General features: G+C 43.9%; 18 protein-coding genes. 9 read left to right on the top strand and 9 right to left on the bottom strand.

The window, feature by feature from the left end; all coding sequences use genetic code 11:
• Window positions 1–321: 321 nt before the first annotated feature.
• Window positions 322–954, bottom strand: coding sequence for an alpha/beta fold hydrolase (locus HMPREF2686_RS04290; protein WP_070449349.1), 633 nt, complete (start codon window positions 952–954; stop codon window positions 322–324).
• Entirely contained in the window at window positions 954–2681 is a 1728-nt protein-coding gene (gene pabB, locus HMPREF2686_RS04285) for an aminodeoxychorismate synthase component I (protein ID WP_070449348.1), read from the bottom strand. The genes HMPREF2686_RS04290 and pabB overlap by 1 nt, the downstream gene beginning before the upstream one ends.
• 118 nt (window positions 2682–2799) lie before the next feature.
• Between pabB and HMPREF2686_RS04280 the strand changes: the two genes are divergently transcribed.
• The 6 genes from HMPREF2686_RS04280 (at window position 2800) to HMPREF2686_RS04255 (ending at window position 12877) form a co-directional block, all read left to right on the top strand.
• Window positions 2800–3897 carry an acyltransferase family protein gene (locus HMPREF2686_RS04280; RefSeq protein ID WP_070449346.1) on the top strand — a complete coding sequence of 366 codons (1098 nt, stop codon included), beginning with the start codon at window positions 2800–2802 and terminating at the stop codon, window positions 3895–3897.
• 255 nt (window positions 3898–4152) lie between these two features.
• A complete protein-coding gene (locus HMPREF2686_RS04275) occupies window positions 4153–9552 on the top strand; it encodes a Cna B-type domain-containing protein (protein WP_070449344.1) in 5400 nt (1799 codons plus the stop codon).
• Window positions 9553–9884: 332 nt separating this feature from the next.
• Window positions 9885–10487, top strand: a complete 603-nt coding sequence (locus HMPREF2686_RS04270; protein WP_023919079.1) for a hypothetical protein — start codon at window positions 9885–9887, stop codon at window positions 10485–10487.
• Window positions 10487–11278, top strand: coding sequence for an energy-coupling factor transporter transmembrane component T (locus tag HMPREF2686_RS04265; RefSeq protein ID WP_173019373.1), 792 nt, complete (start codon window positions 10487–10489; stop codon window positions 11276–11278). Before HMPREF2686_RS04270 ends, HMPREF2686_RS04265 begins: the two co-directional genes overlap by 1 nt.
• Window positions 11254–12090: an ABC transporter ATP-binding protein gene (locus HMPREF2686_RS04260; RefSeq protein ID WP_070449342.1), complete on the top strand. Its 837-nt coding sequence runs from the start codon at window positions 11254–11256 to the stop codon at window positions 12088–12090. The genes HMPREF2686_RS04265 and HMPREF2686_RS04260 overlap by 25 nt, the downstream gene beginning before the upstream one ends.
• Entirely contained in the window at window positions 12077–12877 is an 801-nt protein-coding gene (locus tag HMPREF2686_RS04255; RefSeq protein ID WP_070449340.1) for an energy-coupling factor ABC transporter ATP-binding protein, read from the top strand. The genes HMPREF2686_RS04260 and HMPREF2686_RS04255 overlap by 14 nt, the downstream gene beginning before the upstream one ends.
• A gap of 81 nt (window positions 12878–12958) precedes the next feature.
• On the opposite strand, the gene HMPREF2686_RS10645 is transcribed toward HMPREF2686_RS04255, so the two are convergent.
• Both HMPREF2686_RS10645 and HMPREF2686_RS10335 read right to left on the bottom strand, forming a co-directional pair.
• Window positions 12959–13087 carry a hypothetical protein gene (locus tag HMPREF2686_RS10645; protein ID WP_014713855.1) on the bottom strand — a complete coding sequence of 43 codons (129 nt, stop codon included), beginning with the start codon at window positions 13085–13087 and terminating at the stop codon, window positions 12959–12961.
• Window positions 13088–13101: 14 nt separating this feature from the next.
• Window positions 13102–13263 carry a hypothetical protein gene (locus HMPREF2686_RS10335; RefSeq protein WP_001062367.1) on the bottom strand — a complete coding sequence of 54 codons (162 nt, stop codon included), beginning with the start codon at window positions 13261–13263 and terminating at the stop codon, window positions 13102–13104.
• 224 nt (window positions 13264–13487) lie between these two features.
• Between HMPREF2686_RS10335 and HMPREF2686_RS04250 the strand changes: the two genes are divergently transcribed.
• Window positions 13488–14426 (top strand): AEC family transporter, encoded by a 939-nt coding sequence (locus HMPREF2686_RS04250; protein WP_070449338.1) that lies wholly within the window; start codon window positions 13488–13490, stop codon window positions 14424–14426.
• Window positions 14427–14468: 42 nt separating this feature from the next.
• Here the strand turns inward: HMPREF2686_RS04250 and HMPREF2686_RS04245 are convergent, their stop codons facing one another.
• The 3 genes from HMPREF2686_RS04245 to HMPREF2686_RS04235 are packed head-to-tail and all read right to left on the bottom strand — an operon-like array spanning window position 14469 to window position 15861.
• On the bottom strand, window positions 14469–14801 hold the full coding sequence (locus HMPREF2686_RS04245) for a hypothetical protein (protein ID WP_049497946.1): 333 nt from the start codon (window positions 14799–14801) through the stop codon (window positions 14469–14471).
• Between the two features lie 34 nt (window positions 14802–14835).
• Window positions 14836–15306, bottom strand: coding sequence for an HXXEE domain-containing protein (locus tag HMPREF2686_RS04240; RefSeq protein ID WP_049497947.1), 471 nt, complete (start codon window positions 15304–15306; stop codon window positions 14836–14838).
• A gap of 15 nt (window positions 15307–15321) precedes the next feature.
• Window positions 15322–15861, bottom strand: a complete 540-nt coding sequence (locus tag HMPREF2686_RS04235; RefSeq protein ID WP_221761561.1) for a TetR/AcrR family transcriptional regulator — start codon at window positions 15859–15861, stop codon at window positions 15322–15324.
• A 132-nt stretch (window positions 15862–15993) separates the two neighbouring features.
• On the opposite strand from HMPREF2686_RS04235, the gene HMPREF2686_RS04230 reads away from it, so the two are divergent.
• Both HMPREF2686_RS04230 and HMPREF2686_RS04225 read left to right on the top strand, forming a co-directional pair.
• Complete coding sequence (locus HMPREF2686_RS04230) at window positions 15994–16896, top strand: cation diffusion facilitator family transporter (RefSeq protein WP_070449336.1); 903 nt, start codon at window positions 15994–15996, stop codon at window positions 16894–16896.
• A gap of 78 nt (window positions 16897–16974) precedes the next feature.
• Window positions 16975–18012 (top strand): zinc-binding dehydrogenase, encoded by a 1038-nt coding sequence (locus tag HMPREF2686_RS04225; protein WP_070449334.1) that lies wholly within the window; start codon window positions 16975–16977, stop codon window positions 18010–18012.
• Between the two features lie 55 nt (window positions 18013–18067).
• On the opposite strand, the gene HMPREF2686_RS04220 is transcribed toward HMPREF2686_RS04225, so the two are convergent.
• Both HMPREF2686_RS04220 and HMPREF2686_RS04215 read right to left on the bottom strand, forming a co-directional pair.
• Window positions 18068–20782 carry a DEAD/DEAH box helicase family protein gene (locus HMPREF2686_RS04220; RefSeq protein WP_070449332.1) on the bottom strand — a complete coding sequence of 905 codons (2715 nt, stop codon included), beginning with the start codon at window positions 20780–20782 and terminating at the stop codon, window positions 18068–18070.
• Window positions 20783–20931: 149 nt separating this feature from the next.
• On the bottom strand, window positions 20932–22350 hold the full coding sequence (locus tag HMPREF2686_RS04215; RefSeq protein ID WP_240668800.1) for a VWA domain-containing protein: 1419 nt from the start codon (window positions 22348–22350) through the stop codon (window positions 20932–20934).
• Window positions 22351–22441 lie beyond the last annotated feature (91 nt).

Below are 22441 nucleotides of genomic sequence, written 5' to 3'. Positions count from 1 at the left end.
CAATTCTCAAATATTTCTAAAAAAACGACTAACCTTTTAAAAGTTAGCCGTGACTTTAAGAATAAGTTTTCTTAGAGGCTTTCCTTAGGTGAGTACGGACGTCAGCGAACTTCGAAGAAGTTCCATGACTTAGTTTTGGACCTAAGGTTCCAAAACTCCCGAGTGCCTGAAACAATTGTGTTTCAGGCACTTTTCTCACGGCGGGAAGCCTCAAGGTATTCATGAGTAAGTTTAAAAAATAAACATTTCTTTAAACTTCTTGATTTTTTAAGTTATGTAACATGAAATAATACTTTATCTACATTAAGAGCAACTGTTTTTTTAGTTAGTCTCTTCATTTTTAAATTCACCAACAAACTCCTTGAAGGCTTGCGCGAGTTCATAGGGTTTCTCTGTATTGAGTAGATGGCCTCCGTCTGCGATTTCTTGATAGCGACCTTTGGGCAGGAGTTTTGCCAACTTCTTAGAAGAAGACTGATTGGCCCAATCTTTGCTGCCACAAATCACCAAGCTAGGGAGAGAGCAAGCTTTAGCAGTATCGGTTAGATTGAGTCCTTTTAATTCGGTCAAGATTTGAAGCATCTGTTGTTTATTGGCATCTTGCTTTTCAAAGACATGCTTGGGAAGCAGACGAAAAAGGAGAATCTGGAGCCGATAGAGGGGATTGGTGTTGAGTTTGTATTGAGTTCCCGCAAGGACCAAGCCCTTGAGTTGCGGGAAGTCTTGTCTGGAGAGATCAAGAGCAAGCACACCACCTAGTGAAAGTCCTACCAGAATAAAGGGTTCGCTCTCTTGCTGGAGGCGCTCCATCAACCTTTCTTTGACTTCCTGATAGCTTTCTTTTGGATGGGAGAAAATATCAAAAGTTTTGGAGTGCAAGGGTGAAAGTGCAAATTGGACTCCTTGCCAAGAGAGGACATCTTGCCCTAGTCCATGTAAAAAAATAAGTTTCATCAGGAATCCTTTCTTTGAAAATCAAGTTCGTAGAGACCACGAATAGCATTGCAGGCATAAATACGATCGGCGTCTGTTAAATCGTTCAGAGTTAAGAGTTTTTCTTCAACCTGCTGGGTCTCAAGAAGATGGCGGCGGTAAATCCCGTCGAGTAAGGGGAGGTGAGCCGGTGGGGTATAGAGTTGTCCCTCTATCTCCAGCACCAGATTGCCAATCGTCGTCTCTAGCAAGCTTCCATCTGGCAGATGGAAAATTTGCTCGTGATCTGACTGGCTGAGATGGTCTCTCTGACTCGTTTTGAAATAAGTAAATGGCGTCGCTAAATCAAGCTTTTGCTCGGTCAGTTGGGCCTGTAGATAGCTAGCGGGCAAGTCTGTCAGCTCCGTGATTACTAGGTGAAAGGTCCCGTTTTTTTGCAAGGCGATCCGACAACGGTAGTCAAGGCTAGGATCTACATGGGCGAGCTCTTCTTGAAGTTCGTTCAGGAGTTTTGGCTCATTAAAAGGATAGGCAAAGTAGCGGCTGGCCTCTCTCAAACGGGTCAGGTGTTGCTCTAGGAAGGTCAGTTCTCCTTGATGGATGCGACCGGTCGTCAAAAGCTCAAATCGAGGCTCTTGCCGGTAAAGGACAGCTGATTTTTGCTTGGTTTCCTGGTATTCACTTTCCCATTTACTGTCCCAAGTGATGCCTCCTCCCACGCCATAGATGGCTTGATCCCCCTGCATTTGAAGGGTCCGGATGGCTACATTAAAAATCCGTTTCCCTTTTGGAAGAAGGATGCCGATCGTTCCACAGTAGACACCTCGAGGAGACTTCTCCGTCTTTTGGATGATTTCCATAGTGGAGATCTTCGGTGCTCCTGTAATCGAGCCACAAGGAAAGAGAGCTCGGAAGGTTTGGATCAGGTCGATTTCAGCTCGTAAGCGACTTTCAATGGTCGAGGTCATCTGCCAAACAGTGGAGTATTGCTCGACTTGGCAGAGATGGGTCACCTGCTCACTTCCAATCTCCGAAATCCGGTTCATGTCATTGCGGAGGAGGTCGACGATCATCATGTTTTCTGCTCGATTTTTCGGGTCGGCTTCTAGCCAAGCAGCCTCTTGAAGATCCTCTTGGTTGGTGAGACCACGGTGCGTCGTTCCTTTCATGGGGCGCGTGGTCAGTAGCCGGTCGTCTTGCTCAAAAAAGAGCTCAGGACTGATGGAGAGGATGGAGACATCATCGTGCTGGATGAAGGCATTGTAATGGGCTTTCTGCTCTACCACCAAGCGATTGTATATAGCCAAAGGATCTGCTTTTAGCTCTTGAGAAAGCTGGACAGTGTAGTTGACCTGGTAGGTATCTCCCTGGCGGATATGGTGATGGATGGTCTCGATGGCTTCTTGATAAGCAGGTGCCTCTACCTCTTCCTTCCAATTGGCTGGAAGATCCACAGCTTCATAGTGCTCTGGGAAAGGAAGGGTTTCGACCTCCTCGTGGATCGTAAAATAGAGGAGATACTCTCCCATAAGAGGTGCTGGATGGACAGCAAACTTCTTCTCAAAAGCAGGAGCAGCCTCATAGCTGACATAGCCAACAGCATAAAAGCCTTGCTCCTGGTAGGCTTCGACTTCTCTAAGAAGATCCTCTACCTGGTCGAGGTTTCTAGTTTTTAATTCCTTTATGGGCTTGGTGAAAAGGTATCGCAATCCAAGCTCTTTAAAATCAATAATGGTTTGTTTATGCATGCTTTGAGTATATCAAAAATAGAGGAAAAAAGGTAGATAAGGATGTAAGATTCCTTGCTTGGCCTTCCCTTTCATGCTAAAATAACCATAGAAACTGCTTTGGGCAAGGAGTAGGACTATGCAAAAGAATCCCCTCTATAACACCTCTAGTATCAGCTTTTTTCAATACCTCTTTGCGATTGCAGTGATTTTGGTGCATAGTGGTCGCTTGACCTCTTATGAGCCACTGCATTTTGGTCTCAAGAGTATGCTCGGCCGGCTAGCGGTGCCATTTTTTATCGTCTGTGCCAGCTTTTTCCTCAAACACTCCCTAGGGAATTCTAAGAAAATGAAGGCCTATCTGGTCAAAATCGTAAAAAACTATTTGTTTTGGAGTTTCGTTTACCTCCCTTATGCCTGGCTCTTTTTCTCTAGTCTCCATCTTCCTGTTTATCTCTTTCCAGCAGGAATCTTGATTGCTCTGGTCTACTTGGGAATGTGCTACCAACTCTGGTATATTCCTGCTTTTTTGCTGGGCTTGTTTTTGGTCAATCAATTGGTCAAACGCCTAGGTATGGTTTGGACGGGGTTGATCACCTTTCTTCTTTACTGCTGGGGCTTGATCGAGACCTATTCGGCTTATCTGGATACCACAAGTCTTCTCAAGGGTTACCAGCTCTACAGCAACCTATTTTTTACAGCGCGAAATGGTCTCTTTTACACGCCCATTTTTATTTATATGGGTTATTATCTGTATGACCATTTTCATGCACAAACTTTTAGAATTCACCGTTGGCAAAAGCTAGCTCTTGCCTTTGGATTGCTCTGTCTAGAAGGGATCATTATTTTTCAACACCAAGGAATTGATAAGAACTTTTTCTTTCTTCTTCCCTTTGTGACCGTTTATTTGGTCAATGCCTGCCTGCGATCGTCCTTTTTGAAAAGCTATGATTTACAGTATTTAAAGCAAATGAGTATAGCCCTTTACTTTTCGCATCCGATCTTTATCGAGTGGGCTCGCTATGGCTTTAGCAGCCTCCCTCTCTCTTATCCAGACAGGGGCAAGCTGATTTTTGTGACTGCCTTGTTTGGTAGTCACCTTTTTGGACTAGCTATGCTGTGGGTACGAGAGAGAAGGGAAAAACAAAAGATTCCTTCAAATGGTGAAGAGTTAGATAAAATAATCAACCTAGGGTGTACAAAACTCAAGCAGATGTGTTTGAGTTTTTTTGTATGAAGAAAATCAAGGAAGAATAAGAATTGGCAGACTGCTCCTCCTTGTTTATAAATGTTTTATTTTCTTGCCCTTGGATAGAAGAAAGGGGAAATCAGTACCAGATAGTGATTTATAATATAGACATCATTGCAAATAATGTCTATATTATTGAATAGTGATGATTTAATTTGAAAAGCAAAGGATATTTTAAAAAATAAGTGATAAAATTAAAGGGAGGGCCTTTTGGAAGGCTAACAAAAGTAAAGGAGATAAGACATGAAAAAGCTTCGTTCATTATGGAAAGACTTTTTGAAAAAAGGTTTTGCCATTTTAACAATTTTCATGATGCTAGGCCAGCTTGGTCAAGGGGCGATCACAGCCTTTGCCAATGAGCTAGCAGTCGGGGATAATGGGGCCTTGGATGTTACCCTTATGTATGGGGATAAACAGAACCATCCAGATGGGATGTCCTATTACACAGGGGATACCATGTCTGGTTATATCCAGATCACCCCTAAGAATTTGACAACGGATATTAATGAAGTAACGGTGACCTTGAAGGTTCCTGGAAAGTACTTACGAGAAGTTAGTTTCCCTGACTTCAATAGTGCTTCAGAGCATGACAAACCAACGGTTACAAAAGTTGGAGATGATTATCAAGTCACACTTCACTTTAACAATTACCAAAAGTCAGAGGTCCTAACTCTGCCATTTATTGGAAAATTTAAAGTTGGTTATGCACCGACAAATTATTCATTGGATATTACGGGGACCCTGAACATCAATGGGCAAGAAACAAAGCTCAATGATATCATTTGGAAACCGAAATACAACGACTATCGCTTCACCAAGTACATCAACCAAAACTTGAACGAAGCCATGTCTAAGGACTATGCGGAAGCAATGCCAGGTATTGTCAAAGGTGCGGATGGTAAGAACTATATTGAAACACCAACTTCTGTCCCATTTGCCTTCCAATTGGACGGAATGCGTGGTCAATACGGTGGTCAATACCGTCAGTTAGAATCAGCAACGATCACTGATAAGTTACCAACCTATACAGATAAGAGTGGGAAGACTCGCACAGCTGTTCTTGATACAACCAAGTCTGAAGGCTGGGTAGACAATGGAGATGGTACAGTTACGAAGACTTTCAAGGCGGATGCAAACGACAATCCAGCAGCTTATCACCAAGAATTTATGACCAAAATCAAGGATACAAGTTACCTCTACTTGAAATTCCCTGATTTGGTCTTAGAAAAAGACCAAACCCTTAAGGACGTTCTTAGTAAGGATTTGACCAATACTGGTAGCATCGTAGGAATTCCTGCCAACCGTGGAGAGGGAGAACCAGATATTACTGCGGAAGATTCTCTTATTTTCCGTTTGACTTCACGTGACCTGGAAGGGGCTGGAAGCTTTGCTAAACAGGCGGATGGGGATGTTTATGACTCAACAGAATACAAGGCTGCTAATTATAAATGGCTCTTAAAATTTGCCAACAATACCCCTTCACCGCAGAAGAATTTCGTCTTTTATGATGAGACTGTGGACCCTCGCTTGAAGTTTACCAAGATCGGTTATAGTCGCCTGATGGAAGGAAACTATGGGATTGGGAAGCAAATCCATACCATTGTCAAACGAATTATCTTGACCATGGAAGATGGTAGCACCAAAGAAATCCAGTCAGAAGCAGATAAAGATGGAAACGGTCTAATTGATTTGACCAAGTATGGAACCGTTGTGGGCTGGCGGATGGAAATGAAGGATGATTTTGTCCTTCAATCTGGTCAGGGAATTTACCTCAATAGCTATACAAGCTTCAAGGATCCTGAAAAGACGCGTTACGATGAAAATGATGCGACCAAAAATGTCTACAAGAATACAGGCCGTGTGACTTATAAAACACAGTCAAACGTTGCCAAAGATCAGTCAGCAGATTGGAGCTTTAAGCTGATTCCTATGAAGGAAAGCTTTGAAATTGCAAAAACGACTGATTACAATGATGTTCGCTATACTGATGGACAAAATATTCGTTTTGGTTTGATGGCAACCAAAGTAGTTTTAGATCCTGATAAGGATTATGGAGACCTGCGAATCATTGATCTTTATGATCCAAATACCCTTAAAGTCGACTATAAAGATTTTGAGAGAAACCTTGCCTCTAATGAAAAAGGTATGAAATTCTTAAAGAGCTACGATGTCATTGAAAACTACCACAATTCTGGACGGACAGCTCTCATCATGCATTTGGATCAAAAAGAGTTTATTAAAGCTTCTCTTCAAGATCTTAATCGCGTGCGTCTACCATTTATCGTGGCCGATCTGAAAGGGAAAGACGATGGTGGGACCTTCACCAATAAAGTTTATGTCGCTGGAAATGGGATCCACGATCTTGAAAATGCCAACCCTGATCGGGTCACGGAAGACGTTTACGATCTGAATGGAAATGGTTCAACAACGGATAAAATCCCATATGCTCAATCAAACTATACGATTGTTGCGGCTGAAGGAATCTATGCACGCAAATATATCGCTAAAAATGATGACCTGTCAGACGCTTCGATTGTGACACGTACCTTCAAACCAGGTGAAACCTTTAACTACAAACTCACCATTAAAAATAATACGGATAAGGCAGTAGAAGACGGAGTCGTCTATGATGTCCTACCAAAAGTAAAAGACGTTAACACACTAGACGGATCTGGTCGGATGACAGAATACACGGTCAGCCTTCGTGGACCAGTGACAGCTCCAGAAGGATGGACGGTCTACTATACAACTGATACAGGCGTTACGACAGATACCATGGCGCAAGCTGCTGACAAGGATATCTGGACGACAGCTGTGGCTGATTACAGTCAAGTGACAGGTATCAAATTAGTCGCAAATCAGGGTGTTTCTATTTCTGCACGTGGCGAAGCCAGCTTTGGTGTTCCAGTTGTGAATCCAAGTGAATTGACAGATGAAGTCAAGGCCTTGATGCAAGAACGTACTAAAGATAATGAAGACAATGGTGGTCGTTCTGGTCTTGTTCAAGCCCATAATCAATTTGGATACAAGGCTAAAGGTCATGAAGGAAATCGTGAATCCAATACCGTAACTGCACAAATCTTCTCAGCCGCTTTCCAAGTCAAGAAAGTGGATAAGGAAGATTCTAAGAAAGTCCTTGAAGGCGCTGAATTTACCTTAACAGATGCAAATGGTGCGGTTGTTGCGACGGCAACTTCTGATAAAAAAGGGGAACTTTCCTTTAACACCTTAACAGAAGGAACCTATACGCTCAAAGAAACCAAAGCACCTGCAAACTATAAGTTGGATGAAACAGAACATGCTGTGGTTGTCACCTATAATGCGGACAAACAAATCTACCATGTCACGGTGGATGGAAAAGCGGTTGGCTCAAAAGCAGTCCCAGTTGAGATCGCTAATGAAGCAGATATCAAGTATATCGATCTTGAAGCTTCAAAAGTTTGGGATGACCAAGACAACCAAGAAGGACTTCGCCCATCAAGTGTGGAATTCCAACTCTACAAGAATGGCAAAGCTCAAGGAAAACCAGTCACGGTCTCCGCTGCAACAGACTGGAAAGCTCACTTTACAAATCTTCCAGATAAAGACGGTGATGGCAAGCTCATTACCTACACTGTCAAAGAAGTGAAAGTACCGACTCATTATACGGTCGATACAGAAGAAGCTAGCTTCACAGATGGAAAAGCCACCATCACCAACAAGCGCACTCCTGAGACCACGACGGTAACAGTCAAGAAAGTCTGGGATGACGCTCAAAACCAAGATGGTCTTCGCCCATCTACCATCAAAGTTCACCTCTTGGCAAATGGAACAGAGGTGCAAGCACTTGACCTGACTGGTGAAGGAGATGAATGGACTCATACCTTCACAGACCTACCCGTCTATAAAGATGGTCAAAAAGTTGTCTACACAGTGACAGAAGACAAAGTGGACAATTACACTACTAAGATTGATGGCACTACAATTACCAATACTTACAAACCAGGTAAGACAAGCCTGACTGTTACGAAAAACTGGAAGGATGCCAATAACCAAGATGGCCTTCGTCCAAAAACAATCAAGGTTCAATTGTATGCTGGTGATCAAAAGGTTGGTAAGGCTGTTGAATTGTCAGCAGATAACAAATGGACCCATACCTTCTCAAACCTAGACGAAAAGAAAGCTGGCCAAGTTATCAACTATACAGTCAAAGAAATCGATGTTCCAGAAGGCTACACACAAGCCGTCGAAGCAAGCAATCCAGGTCAAGTAGTCGTGACCAACACGCACGAACCAGAAAAGACCAAAGTAGAAGTGAGCAAGAAGTGGGAAGATGGAGACAACCAAGACGGCCTTCGTCCAGCCAGCATTCAAGTTCAATTGTACAAAGATGGTCTTGCGACCGATCAAGTATTAGAACTTTCAGCTGCGAATGACTGGAAAGGTGCATTTGAAAACCTTGATGCCAAGGCAGCTGGAAAAGCAATCACTTACACGGTGAAAGAAGTCGCTGTTCCAGATGGTTACAAGGTGACGGTAAATGATAAGGACAAGGCCAATGTTGTCTTGACCAATACGCATGAACCAGCTCTTACAGAGATGAAAGTCACGAAGAAATGGGAAGATGCCAACGACCAAGATGGTCTTCGTCCAAAATCGATCAAGGTTCAACTCTACGCTGGTGATGAAAAAGTAGGGGATCCAGTTGAATTGTCAGCGGACAATCAGTGGACTCATACCTTTAGTAAATTAGCTGAAAAGAAAGCTGGTCAAGCTATCAGCTACCGTGTGGAAGAAGTCTCTGTTCCTGAAGGCTACCAAGTCACTGCGGATACTTCTGACGCTGCTCACACGATCTTGACCAATACGCATACGCCAGCGGTGATCGATATTCCAGTGACCAAGATTTGGAATGACCAAGACAATCAAGATGGTCTTCGTCCAGCAAGTATCGTGGTGAATCTTCTTGCCAATGGTGAAAAAGTTGCTCAAAAAGAACTGACCAATGCGACAGATTGGAAAGAAAGCTTCACAGGTCTACCAAAATTCAAGGATGGAAAAGAAATCGTCTATACTCTTCAAGAAGAGAAGGTAGCTGAATATACGACTACAATTGATCAGGCTGCTTATACCATTACCAATACCCATGCACCTGGTAAGACAAGCGTCACGGTCACTAAGAAGTGGGATGATGAGAATGACAAGGATGGAATTCGTCCGAAGAGTATTCGCGTTCAACTCTATGCCAATGATCAAAAAGTCGGTCAAGAAGTAGAATTGTCAGCTGAAAACAAGTGGACCCATACCTTTGCAGATTTAGATGAAAAAGCAAATGGAAACACCATCACTTATACAGTAAGAGAAGTCAGTGTTCCAAAGGGCTATGAAGCTCGTAACGACGAGGATGGTAAAGGAAATGTTGTGATTACTAACAAGCATGTTCCAAAAGAAACTCCAAAACAACCAACTCCTCCAAGTTCATCTGAACCTAAAAAGCCGGGTCAACCTGAGCCTAAAAAACCAAGCCAACCTGAGCCAAAAAAACCAGGCAAAATCTTAGGATTCTTACCAAATACGGGTACGACGATCTCCATTATTAGCCTTGTTTTAGCCTTTGTCTTGGCAAGCATTGCAGCTTATATTTTGAAGAAAAAGAAAAAATAAGCTAGTGCTTCCTTTATAAAATGAAACAAACACCAGAGATGGTGTTTGTTTTTTTATAGTGGCCTCTTATTATTGTCTTGCGATCATTCTCATGGGCGCTTGCTCTATTTTTCAATTCCCGAACGTTTCCAAAAAAATTTCAGGAAATTCTTGACTTCTATGAAAATCGGAGTATGATTAGTTGTGAACTGTTGAACAATCATTTTCAAGAAAATCCCTGATGTCGACTAAGGGATCTGTGAAAGGAGAAGCGGTTCAAATCGAAAATCTATAGAGCGTTGCGTCCGAAAGTCTAAACAGACACGGCTCTTTAAAAACAAAAGGAGAAGATTATGAAAACAGAACCGATTCATCGTACCAGTATGTGGAAATTTAAGTTAAGTGCTGCCACCATGACTTTGATTCCCGCTGCCGTGGGGATTAACTATGTTGCCAAAGCCTTGGCGGAGGGGTTAAAGTTGCCCGTTTGGCTGGGGTCTTTGGGAACCTTTCTTGCCAGCATGTTGGCTGGGCCGGTTGCCGGTGCCATCAGTGGTTTCATCAACAACGTGATCTATGGGCTGACCTTATCGCCAATTTCAACCGTGTATGCGATTACCAGCATCGGAATTGGGATTGCTGTCGGAGTTTTGCACGCCAATGGGTGGTTCTCGTCAGCGCGACGAGTATTTGTTTCTGCTATTATTATTGCCATCGTTTCAGCTGCCATTTCAACGCCACTCAACGTCATCTTTTGGGGTGGTCAGACCGGTATCGCTTGGGGTGACTCATTGTTTGCGGTAATGGTCGCCAATCATGCACCAGTGTGGCTGGCCTCATTTACCGATGAGTTTGTCTTGGATATTTTGGATAAAGTCTGCGTGGCCTACCTGGCCTTCTTCATCTATCGTCAGCTGCCGAAGCGGATGGTGCACTTCTTTAGCGGTGATAAATGATGACTGATCAAACATTGATTTCTGGAGCGCCACGGGTCAAGCTCAAGTGGTACCAGGTGATCGATCCGATTACTAAGCTCTTGTTCATCGTGGACATGACGTTGTTGAGCTTTGCCAGTATGAATTTATTGCTTCAGGCCGGATTAATTCTTGTCGCAACACTGCTATTGTTATTTTCCAAATTGAGTTCTACCATCTTTAAGGCGCTGGGATTCAGCTTGTTTCTGATTTGCACCATGCTGATCATCCAAGGATTATTTTACAGTCGGAATCAAACTGTGCTGTTTTCTGTGCTTGGGGTGTCGTTCTACAAAGAAGGCCTGATTTACGCCACCACTCTGGGTTGTCGAGTATTGGTGATTATTTTGACCAGTGGCTTTTTTATGGTGACCACGAGTATTTCAGAAAACGCGGCCTATTTGGAACTGTCCGGATTGTCTTATAAAACCGTCTACGTTCTGATGTCGGTGTGTTATATTTTGCCGGAAATGATGCGCAATATGCGGAAAATCCAGCAGGCACAAAAAGTTCGCGGAACCAATCCGCAAAAAACGTTGATTCAGAAATTAAAGTCAGTCCTGCCGGTTCTAATTCCATTGGTGATTAAGACCTTGGATCAATCGATGGCGCGGTCGATTTCTCTCCAACTGAGAGGTTTTGATAATCCCAACCGGACTGTCAGAACCTCCCAGCGCGTGTATCGCCTGTCGCGGACGCTGCACATTGGTCTGACTGGATTGGCAATTTTATTGATTGGGTGGAAGATATGGACGAAGATAAACGGATTGTAATTGAAAATTTGACCACCCGTTATCCGGGTACTGAGCAACCACAACTGCGTCAGATTAACGCGGAGGTTCATACCGGCCAGGTGGTTGGGATTATCGGGAATAGCCACTCCGGCAAATCGACTTTGTGCCGTGTGCTGGCAGGGGTCATTCCCAAAATGGTGTCTGCTGAGATTGAGGGCGACTGGCACATGTTTGGCCAGCGAGTGTCCGACAATTGGCCCGTTTATAATGCCATGAATGGAGTTGTACTGCAAAATCCAGCTGGCCAACTAAGCGGGTTGGCAGACACGGTTGCCGATGAAATCTCCTTTGACTTGATTAATCAGGGAATGGCTGAAGGACTGATTCAAAAACGGGTTGAAGAAGTTGCCACGCAAATGGGGCTGATTGAACAGCTGAATTTGCGTCCCGAGAGCCTTTCCGGTGGTCAGAGCCAGCGGTTGGCAATTGCCACGGCGATTGTGGCTAACCCGGCTGTTTTGATTATGGATGATCCGACCAGTCAGATGGATCCCCTTGGCCGCCGACAATTTTTCCAATGGCTGGCCCAAGTCAAAGAGACGACTGTCTTCATTGTCACCAGTGAAATTGACGATTTGTGCGAAGTCGCCGACGTTGTGTGGGTGCTGCACGAGGGTCAAATGGTAGCCCAGGGCAGGCCGGGTGAGGTGTTTAATCATTTGGCAGCTGACTGGCAGATTCCAGCCCCGACAATCCAGCAACTTGCTCAAAAAATGGATTGGCACTTGGCTGATGGCCGGTATCCGGTGAATGACGCTGAACTGAAGGAGGTTCGTTATGTCCACAATTGAACTGAAACACCTGACGTTCACTTATCCGGAACGGTCCTTTAGCTTGGATGTTGAAGACAAACACTTCGCCGATCCGATGGTGGCGATTGTCGGCCAAAATGGTGCCGGCAAATCAACGCTCTTCAAATTGTTGACGGGCTTGCTGACACCACAAACCGGTGTGATTAAGATCGATGGAGAAAATTTTAATGATCTTAAACCAGTCGAAAAGTTACTGAAGGTTGGGATTACTTTTCAGAATCCTGACGATCAGCTTTTCAACCCGACCGTTCAACGAGAGGTGGAGTGGAGTGTCGCGCAGGTCATGGATGACCACGACACGATTACGAGGCGGGCTTTAGCGGCTCTAAAAAGAGTTGGCTTGGATGATAAAACAGCTGAAAGTCCATATGACCTGTCATTGTCGGAACGCAAGCTGTTAAGCGTTGCCACAGTTTTGGCAGTGGATCCGGCGATTTATTTATTTGATGAGCCGATGATGTCGCTTGATTGGGAAAGCCGGCGCAAGTTGACCGCAATTTTCCATCAGTTGGCTGATTCGGGCCACCAAGTTGTGACCATCACCCATGACATGGATTGGGTCGCCGCCGAGTTTGAGTCGGTGTATGTTATGGAACACGGGAAGTTTGGCTTCGCCGGCAGTCCACGGGAATTGTTCAGCGATCACGAACTTGTCCAGCGAGTGGGATTACTACCACCGCGGATTATGGACATAGCGGAGTCGCTGGGTGATTCACAGACATATTTATCGGTTAATGATTATTACCAGAAAAATCGAGATGTATAGAAAAAGTCACCTCTGCGGGTTTTCCAGGTTGAAGGATTAACTTCAGCTTCTGGCAAGAACTCACATGGGTGACTTTTGTGTTTAATAACGTTTCATGATCATCGGGTGCTTCCTCAGATCACTCGGTTTGGTTTTACTTTGTTTCATGGTCATAATCATATACCATTTCTTTTGGATCTTTTGTTTGACTAATACAAAATAGGTCTTCATAGGTCTTCGCATTTTTAGCGCCCATTAGGATCATCAGTATAATTTTCTGAATTAGGAGACTGTCCCATCACTATTCGAACTTCGTCTCCCAACTTACGCTGTTCCCATTCATCCGTGAATCCTTTAAATCGCAATTCTGGAACTTTCTTTTTAACTGAATCATCTATTTTCGCCATAGTCCCCACCATTTTATTGGTTTTTCTTGATTTACCTTATCAACAGTCTGGTTGGTTGGTACCAATGGACGAAAGCTGCTAAGAAGGGGTATTAGTGACAATTAATAAAATGCATGAGGTTGGGCATGTTGCCCCACCTCTTTTTATGATATACTAGAGTAGTTTTTGAGATTTGTAAAAAATGTTTTTTTTTAGTTCAAATTTAAAAAAGAAAAGGGGAGAACATGGACATCTTTTTGAAGAGCATATCAGGGATCCTGGTCATCCTGGGCATGATTTTAGTGGGCTTTGTCATTGGTGAAAAAGGTTGGTTTGACGACAAGTCACGTGGCCTACTCGCTAAATTGGTCACTCAAGTTGCTCTTCCCTGCTATATGCTCTACACCATTACGCAGCGCTTCACAGCAGCAGATCTACTTAAAATGTTGCCAGCCTTGCGATTTCCTGCCCTGTCTATGGTTATTTTACTTGGCATCGCGACAGGGGTAGCAAGGATCTTTGCAGTAAGACAGGACCGTCGTGGCCTCTTTATTTCCATTTTTTTTAACTCCAATACCATCTTCGTGGGACTCCCCATTAACCAAGCCCTCTTTGGAGATGCCAGTATTCCCTATGTTTTGATCTATTACATGTGTAATACGACCTTTTTCTGGACTTTGGGAACTTATCTCATTCAGCTAGATGGTGAGGGAGAAGCTCAGTTTGATCTCAAAACCAGTCTGAAAAAAGTCTTTTCTCCGCCCCTTATGGGCTTTCTCTTGGGACTAGTCTTGGTGATGCTACAGATCAAGTTGCCAGCCTTTCTAGCCAGTGATTTACAGTACCTGGGCAATTTAACAACCCCCTTATCCATGATATTCATCGGTTTGTCAGTGTCTCATGTAGGTGTGAAGCAGTTGGTTCTGGGAAAAGAGCAACTATTGATTCTACTAGGTCGCTTTCTGGTTGCCCCTCTCTTGATGGCCTCCATCGTCTACTGGGTGCCTCTTCCAAGTTTGATGAAGCAGGTCTTTATCATCCAGTCCGCTATGCCTGTGATGACCAATGCGCCAGTTGTTGCCAGACTCTATGGAGCTGATAGTGACTATGCAGCCGTCATGGTGACAGAAACGACCCTTGCAACCATGGTGGTGATCCCTATTCTCATGCTGTTGATGGCTTAATAAATAAAAAGAGCTCAAGTTTTTTGAAAACCTGAGCTTTTCTTATATGAGAGCTAATAAAATTGTAATCACCAGAGCGATGCCCATCCGAATCAGGTGGTGGACTGGGTGGAAGTTTCCTTTGTGTTTTCCATTCCAATAGGCTCCGTAGCAAATCAAACCACATCCGATCAGCCAAAGTGCTAGAGAGACAATCGGTAAAAAGAAGTAGAGGATGAGAGATAAGGTCGCAAGGCTACTTCCGATGAGGAGAAATGTATTTCCTAAAGTGTGATTTCCCTTTTTAAATTCTGAAAGGGAGGCCAATAAGTGAAGAAGAACAAAAGCAAGGGCAAAGAAGGCTGTAAAAAAGCCGAGAAGAATGGGGAAGAACATAGGGTTTCCTTTCTAAGATATGATTGCCTGAGTACTATTTTTTATGACTGATTTTATGAAGAATCATAAATGATACTACAAGATTTAAAATAATAACCAATAAGGTAAAAAGAGAGTAACCATAAAGTTTAATTGGAAATTCATTTTTGAGATTGCAAAGAGCAAACAAACTTGTTAAAATGCCCGTTAACAACCCAGGCACATATTTTCGAATAACGACTGTCTGAATCAGATGTCCGAACACATGGTAGATATAAGCGATTATGATGCTTGCGTAAATGCTATAGTTATTAAACTGGTAACTAAGATATAGCGACGTCATTAGGATGAGAAATTGTTCCAAGACAATAAAGTTGAAAGCAAAAGGAGTGTAATAAGTTAGGATTCGATTGTTTGGATACTGGATTGATATTTTTTTGACAAAGGATGGCATCCAAACGATTTCTTCGAGTTCGTGAAGCATGAAGAGTGATGGAAATAGAAAGTAAAATTGTACGCTGGTCATTGAAAATACTCCCTTCTAGTTCGACCCCACTTTTAAAATCTCCAAATAAAACTGGGTCACTTCTTGTTCGGTGTAGGACTTGCCTTTTTTCAACCACCAGCTGAGGGTTTCAATGAAGTTAGTAACGACAAGGTGCTTGAGATAAGAATGAGGAATAGTAGGATGAGTCTTGATCAGTTCATCAGCCACCATTGGATAGACATCATGTTCTAGCTCTTTTCGCAGTTGCCGGATAAAATAATCATTTTTAGAGAGCAAGAGACTGGTCACATGGTCTTGATTTTTTTTGAAATGCTGGAAGATATGGGCTAGGTAGTCTTGTGGAGAGAGGTGTTCAGCACGCTCAAAGAGATGGTGAAAGAGCTTTTGACAGAGTTCATCTAGCAATAATTCCTTACTTTCGTAATGGCTGTAAAAGGTTGATCGCCCCACATCGGCTAAGTCAATGATTTCCTGAACCGTGATGGCCTCGTAGTCTTTTTGGTTGAGTAATTGTAAAAAAGCTTGATAGATAGCTTTTCGAGTTTTGGTGATGCGACGATCCTGTGCTGTCATATGGACACTTAGAACAAACTGTTCAGTAACGGACACCCTAAACAGTTTGCTCCTATCCTTTCTGTTGTGAATGTTAGATAATGATAATGAACATGATGTTCATGAATCTATTATAACAAAGGATTAAGGATTATGAAGACAAAACATGCGGTCTGGATCGCTTTTTTCTTGAATTTGAGTTATGCCATTGTTGAGTTTATTGCAGGAGGGATTTTTGGATCCAGCGCTGTCCTTGCGGATTCGGTCCATGACTTGGGAGATGCGATTGCTATTGGGATCTCCGCCTTTCTGGAGAGTATTTCCAATCGTGAAGAAGACAGCCACTATACCTTGGGCTACAAGCGTTTTAGCCTTCTGGGTGCTATGGTAACAGCTGTGATTCTTATGACAGGGTCCGTTCTGGTTATTTTAGAAAATATAACGAAAATCTTTCACCCACAACCTGTCAACGATGAGGGCATCCTCTGGCTTGGAATAATAGCCGTCAGCATCAATGTGCTAGCGAGTTTCGTCATTCGCAAAGGGCAAACCAAGAACGAATCCATTCTCAGCCTGCATTTTTTGGAAGATACCCTGGGCTGGGTGGCTGTCATCCTAATGGCTATTGTTCTCCGATTTACCGACTGGTATATTCTGGATCCGCTCTTATCCCTTGCTATTTCCATCTTTATTCTGTCCAAAGCCATTCCACGTTTTTGGAGCACGCTCAAGATTTTCCTGGATGCCGTGCCAGAAGGAGTGGATATCCAGCAAGTCAAGAGTGATTTGGAGCAGTTGGAGCATGTGGCTAGTATCAATCAGCTTAATCTCTGGACCATGGATGGGCTGGAAAAGAACGCCATTGTCCATGTTTGTTTAGAGCATGTCAACCACATGGAGGTTTGTAAAGAAGCGATTCGTACCTTGCTCAAAGATTGTGGTTTTCAAAACGTCACCATTGAGGTTGATGAAGACCTGGCAACCCACCGAGCCCATAAACGCAAGATCGAAGAACTGGAAGTTGATCAAGGTCATGAACATGATCATCACCATTAATGACGACTTGGTATGAGCAGAAGCTCGATAAAAAGTGTATACTGTAGATAAGTAAGCAATAGAAAGTAGGTTGTTCCTATGAAGAAAACAGTCTATACAAAAGCTGGGCAAGTGGGTCTAGTAGAAGTAGAACGTCCACGCATCGAAGCGCCAGATGATGTTATTCTCCGCATCGTTCGCACCTGTGTCTGTGGATCCGATCTATGGAGCTACCGCAATCCGGATATTGAAGCAGGTCATCAAAATAGTGGCCACGAAGCGATTGGGATCGTCGAAGAAATCGGTGAGGCCATTATAACGGTCAAACCAGGAGACTTTGTCATCGCGCCTTTCACCCATGGTTGTGGGGAGTGTGACGCCTGTCGTGCTGGCTATGATGGGACTTGTGACCGCCATATTGGCACCAACTGGTCTGACGGGGTGCAAGCAGAGTATATCCGTTTCCACTTTGCCAATTGGGCCCTTGTGAAAATTCCAGGGCAACCATCTGATTATACAGAAGCCATGCTCAAATCCTTCTTGACGCTGGCTGATGTCATGCCGACGGGCTATCATGCAGCGCGTGTAGCTAATGTGCAAAAAGGTGACAAGGTTGTCGTTATTGGTGACGGTGCTGTTGGCCAATGTGCTGTCATTGCAGCTAAGATGCGTGGTGCATCGCAAATCGTCCTTATGAGTCGCCACCAAGACCGTCAACAAATGGCCTTGGAGTCAGGTGCGACAGCTGTTGTGGCTGAGCGTGGTGAAGAAGGGATTGCCAAGGTCCGTGAAATCCTTGGAGGCGGAGCAGATGCAGCTCTCGAATGTGTCGGTACAGAAGCAGCTGTTGAGCAAGCTCTCGGAGTCCTCCATAATGGAGGGCGCATGGGATTTGTGGGCGTTCCTCATTACAATAACCGTGCCCTTGGTTCGACCTTTGCTCAAAATATCTCAGTGGCAGGTGGAGCAGCCTCAGTTACTACTTATGACAAACAAGTTTTGTTAAAAGCGGTCCTTGATGGTGATATCAATCCGGGTCGTGTCTTTACCTCAAGCTATAAACTGGAAGATATCGACCAAGCTTATAAGGACATGGATGAACGTAAGACTATTAAGGCTATGATTGTACTTGACTAACAAAAAAATTCTAGTAGAGGCTGTCTACTAGAATTTTTTGTAGTGAAATAAAATCTTATTTCAAATCCGACATCACTTGTTTCTTGGTGAAGGTGCGCTCTTGTTTGTTGGCTAGGGCCTTGATGCGCGCATCAAGGAGAATAGCGCGACCTTCGGCACTTCGGGTATAGACGAGGTCATACTTACCCAGGCTCTTTCGGATTTGCGCCACAAAGGCTTGGGCATCTTCTTTTCGTTTGTCAAAGAGGCTTGGTACAGCGAAATATTCTGTCTGATCAGATACCTTTTCTTGTGCTTTTAGGATGTAACGTTGATTTTCAATGGGTGCAAAAAATTCGATCATGGTTTGCGAAAAGAGTTCTTTCTCCCGCATGGTTCCGCCCTTCAAATAAATCAACGTGTGGATGGCATCCTTTCTGTCTCGTACAACTTGGATGCGGCTCTCCTGGGTTTGAATCTGTCCAGAAGCTAATAAGGCTTGACGGACAGCCTCTCCAAATACTTCCATACGTTTATAAGGGCTCTTATAAAGATAGTAGCGGAGCCAGGCAAGGAGTGCGAGAACAGCTAGGAAGAATAGAAGAATAAGAGACCCTTTATTCCATCCTCCTCTATGTGAATAGTAAATAAAGTTGGCGAAAGCATCGGTCAAAGTGGCGGCCGTCAGCCAACGAGCTAGCTTTTTAGCGTCAAAAAATAGGGCCAAAGGTAGGAAGTGTTTATCCACTTGGACTTCATTTGCAATCTCCATATTCTCCAGAATCGGCAGGGCTTTTTGCCAGCCGTCTCGGAGTTCTTGACGATGGGTGGAGCGCTCTAAGGTTTCTTCATTGAGTTTTTGCAACTGTTTTTTGGTATAGCGGATATTGTCAAAGGCTAGACGTTCGATACCGGATTCGATGAAGGGCTCCTTGTAATGGAGACCTAAAAATTGCTTCATCCGTCTTTCTAAGAGCTCCAGATCAGGACTGTATTCTTTCAACTGATCAGTGATGGCTTCGATCTCTTCCTTTTCAAGATCGGACTTTTCATACCATTTCTTTAGGGAAAGGTTGATAGAGACTAGATGCCAGATATTACTGGTCTTGTCTGGATCCTCAGGCCACACTCGGATGGCACGACCTCGCATTTGGTTGCTGAGCATAAAGCTGCCGACAAAGCTCGCTAGGATCAGGGAATTGACACAAGGAGCATCCCAGCCTTCTCCTAGAAGAGACTTGGTTCCAATAACAACCTGGATGAGGCCCTCTTGAAAGAGCTGGGTCACAGCTGTCACCAAATCATGTTGAGAACCGACCAAACGAACCTTGAGAAAGTCATCAGGAGATAATTGGCCAACACTTTGATAAGTCAGTCTATTCCCTCCTAACAGCTCCTCTAGTCTTGGCTTAGCAACCGTCGGGATGATGACGATGCTACCGGTTAAGACAGCGATGGCAGGAGGAGTTGCTTGCTCTAAGCTTTCCCTGCGAATAGATTCGAAATAAGAGAGCACTCCCAATTGAGTAAATTGGGCGTCCTTATCTCCTAGATGAACTTCAAAATCTTGACGAATATAGTCTGTTAATACCAGTTGTCGTAGTTGGCTTCCAAGAGCCTGGTATTCGGCCTTGAAAATCTCTCGGACGGCATTAAGTTTTCCGAGGGATTGGTTGAGTAGAAGGTCTTGTTTTTTGTTGCGGACCAGTTTGACTTGTTTTCGATCGATCAAGCTGGCTGCTTTTAATTCATGAAGCAGTTGCTTCTCGTATTCCTCAGGTAGATTGTACCAGTGAGGCACCTGAAAGAGCAGACCTTGCAGGAGAATTTCAAGCCAGTCCAGGGTGAAAGCAGGTAGTTTCTTGGCTCCTAAAAGGTCCTGGAAACGTTTGGGAAAGTCAATTCCCTTGCTTCGAAGAAAGATCAGGGTAGCAGAGAGATACTTGGGCTCATTGAGCAATTCATCATCGCTAATCTGACCAGATAAGGCCTGGCAGGTTTGGAGGTATTGGCAAAAGAGGGGATCGGAAGTCAGTTGTTGCAAGAGAGCATTCTTTTGTTGGCTAAAAGCGTCCAACTGCTCTTGCTCTTCCTTGGTTGGAAAGGCAAAGTAGACATAGTCTTGGTGGGGACAAAGGGTATCTTCCTTGACCAATTCGGGAACCGTAATTTCCTCATCGATCTCACCACACATGCGGATATAGCGATCCCAAAGGGCAGGATCCCCTTCATAGGGCGGGGTGGCGGTAAGGGAGATCATCTTTAAGTCTGGGAAGGCCTGACGAAAGGCTTCCAAACTCTTCCACCATTCATTGCGCAGGTGATGACACTCATCTAAACAAAGGGTCCCGAGTGAGATGGATTTGAAAGTAGTAAAGATATCAAAGCCTTTGAAATCAAATGTTTCAATCTCTGCCTGGTCATCGGTATCCTCAGCTTGTGATTGACCGACGACTTGGTTCATGGCGCTGTGTAGGGCCTGATAGGTAGCCACTGTAATCAGCTTAGGATGTTTTAAGTCTTGTGAAATCAGTTGTTCTGCTTGGCTTTCATCACTCAAGAATGCCTGGATAATCCGGTCCACCCATTGTTGACGAATGGTGACCGTTGGAGCCAAGATCAGGGTTGGCTGGCCGAAGCGTCTGATAAATTCGATTCCCAGGGTTGTTTTTCCAGAGCCAGGAGCTGCTACCAAATGCAGGTGGCCATCCGCCATAAAAGCGTCACTCTTATCGAGAACGCGTTTTTGATAGTGTCTCCATTGGCCTGTAAAGGCTAGTTCTTGTAACATTGGTTTCCTCCCTTGTACTGTCCCCATTATATCATAGCGGAGGACAAGAATCTCTTGGTAGAAGTTGAAGATTTCCGCTTTCTAATGAAAATAGCAAAGGGGAAATTTTGAGTGATAAAAAGCCCAATCAACGGATTAGGCTTTTCATGTTAGTCTTTCTTTGTTTTACGAGAGAGGCCAAAGGCAGCACTCATGCTAAGAAGACCAAGGCCAAGAGTTGTCAAGGCAATTGAGGTCTTGCTTCCTGTATTTGGAAGACTTGCTTCTTTTTGAGGAAGAGCTGCAGGTGCGATATAGACTGCTGTTTTGGCAGGCTCGTTTTTAGCCGGTGTGAATACAGTCGGTTTCGCAGGGGTTACAACAGCCGGTTTTTGAGGGGTAGGGGTCGGTGTTGCAGGCGTTTGGATGCTAGGTGTTTGTGGTTTTGCTTTCGCCACACGATGAGTTTTTGAGATCAACTCATACTTGTCTGTTTGGACTTTGAAGACACGACCTTTTTGGACAGTTTCAACGACTTTATTGGCAAATTGAACGTTCAACAAGTCAGCAAAGTTTTTGTCGATATCTAGGTAGAGACCATTTGTTCCATTGACCAATGGATCAAAGTCTTTTTTTTCACGTGTTTCACCAACCACTGTCAAAGAGATACCAGCATTTTGAAGGGCTTTCAGTGTCGCTTCTTTTGTTGGTGTATCCTTTGTAAGATCAATGTCCTCATCTGTAATCAAGAAAGCAAAGCGATGGTTGTTTGCCCCAGTCCCCCAGTTGTAGTCTCCTGAAGTAGCGATATGATGCAATGGAACAGTAGCATTTTCATAGTAGCCATCAGTTTTGATGGTTTTCAGGGCGGAAATGAAGCTTTCTGGATCACTTGTGAACTTAGATCCATTGAAATCATGGTATTTGACTTCACTAGCTCTTTCGTATTCAACCAATCCTAAACGAGCTTGAATATTTTTGGCCGATAGATTGCGAACGAAGGTCTCGACATTCTTCATCGTATCCCTGATGTGAGAATCCATTGAAGTTGATTTGTCAATGACAAAGACGATGTCGGATGTTCCTTGAACTTCTTTTTTATTGACCACATCGGCTTCTTTTGTCACTTCGACTACAGTTGTTTTATTGACTGTTTCGGTTGTTGTCTCAGTGTAGTCAGCTGTCTCTTTGGTTGATGTAGCTGTCTTGGTAGAAGAGACTGGTTTTGAAGTGCCAACAGGTGTGTCTTGATCGGCTAAGCTAGTGGTTTTGATAGTTGCTGTTGAAGTAGTGGTTGTATCTGCACCGTCTGTTTTAGCAGATGGGCCAGTTTTCTTGACGTCCACAGCGATAACATCCCCAGTTTTTGCTTTATCAGCAGGAACAACTGGTGTATTGGCTTTGGCGTTGATTTCTTCTGTTGCAGCGGTGATAGGTGATTTTGCTGCTGTAGTAGCTGCAGGAGCAGCTTGGGTTGTGCTAGGTGCAACGTCATCAGCAGAAGCAATAGTCGTTCCTGTGAAGACAGTTCCTAAAACAACGGAAGCTAAAGTTAAAGTTTGTTTACGTGAAATAGTATATTTTTTCAAAATACGTCCCCTTTTTAATAAACTTTTTTCTATCATACAGGTTTTTGAAAAACTTGTCAATGGTATAATAATCAAGGGTTTTACCGACTTT

Source organism: Streptococcus sp. HMSC057G03, from assembly GCF_001808745.1.
In the GTDB taxonomy this organism is placed as follows: Bacteria; Bacillota; Bacilli; order Lactobacillales; family Streptococcaceae; genus Streptococcus; species Streptococcus parasanguinis_Z.
Note: the sequence above shows the minus strand (reverse complement) of the source record. Positions and strands in the feature narration are given on the sequence as shown.

Excerpts from the sequence above, each read along its gene's own strand:
- HMPREF2686_RS04290 (WP_070449349.1), bottom strand. The coding sequence starts at position 954 with ATGAAACTTATTTTTTTACATGGACTAGGGCAAGATGTCCTCTCTTGG.
- pabB (WP_070449348.1), bottom strand. The coding sequence starts at position 2,681 with ATGCATAAACAAACCATTATTGATTTTAAAGAGCTTGGATTGCGATAC.
- HMPREF2686_RS04280 (WP_070449346.1), top strand. The coding sequence starts at position 2,800 with ATGCAAAAGAATCCCCTCTATAACACCTCTAGTATCAGCTTTTTTCAA.
- HMPREF2686_RS04275 (WP_070449344.1), top strand. The coding sequence starts at position 4,153 with ATGAAAAAGCTTCGTTCATTATGGAAAGACTTTTTGAAAAAAGGTTTT.
- HMPREF2686_RS04270 (WP_023919079.1), top strand. The coding sequence starts at position 9,885 with ATGAAAACAGAACCGATTCATCGTACCAGTATGTGGAAATTTAAGTTA.
- HMPREF2686_RS04265 (WP_173019373.1), top strand. The coding sequence starts at position 10,487 with ATGACTGATCAAACATTGATTTCTGGAGCGCCACGGGTCAAGCTCAAG.
- HMPREF2686_RS04260 (WP_070449342.1), top strand. The coding sequence starts at position 11,254 with ATGGACGAAGATAAACGGATTGTAATTGAAAATTTGACCACCCGTTAT.
- HMPREF2686_RS04255 (WP_070449340.1), top strand. The coding sequence starts at position 12,077 with ATGTCCACAATTGAACTGAAACACCTGACGTTCACTTATCCGGAACGG.
- HMPREF2686_RS10645 (WP_014713855.1), bottom strand. The coding sequence starts at position 13,087 with ATGAAGACCTATTTTGTATTAGTCAAACAAAAGATCCAAAAGAAATGG.
- HMPREF2686_RS10335 (WP_001062367.1), bottom strand. The coding sequence starts at position 13,263 with ATGGCGAAAATAGATGATTCAGTTAAAAAGAAAGTTCCAGAATTGCGA.
- HMPREF2686_RS04250 (WP_070449338.1), top strand. The coding sequence starts at position 13,488 with ATGGACATCTTTTTGAAGAGCATATCAGGGATCCTGGTCATCCTGGGC.
- HMPREF2686_RS04245 (WP_049497946.1), bottom strand. The coding sequence starts at position 14,801 with ATGTTCTTCCCCATTCTTCTCGGCTTTTTTACAGCCTTCTTTGCCCTT.
- HMPREF2686_RS04240 (WP_049497947.1), bottom strand. The coding sequence starts at position 15,306 with ATGACCAGCGTACAATTTTACTTTCTATTTCCATCACTCTTCATGCTT.
- HMPREF2686_RS04235 (WP_221761561.1), bottom strand. The coding sequence starts at position 15,861 with ATGACAGCACAGGATCGTCGCATCACCAAAACTCGAAAAGCTATCTAT.
- HMPREF2686_RS04230 (WP_070449336.1), top strand. The coding sequence starts at position 15,994 with ATGAAGACAAAACATGCGGTCTGGATCGCTTTTTTCTTGAATTTGAGT.
- HMPREF2686_RS04225 (WP_070449334.1), top strand. The coding sequence starts at position 16,975 with ATGAAGAAAACAGTCTATACAAAAGCTGGGCAAGTGGGTCTAGTAGAA.
- HMPREF2686_RS04220 (WP_070449332.1), bottom strand. The coding sequence starts at position 20,782 with ATGTTACAAGAACTAGCCTTTACAGGCCAATGGAGACACTATCAAAAA.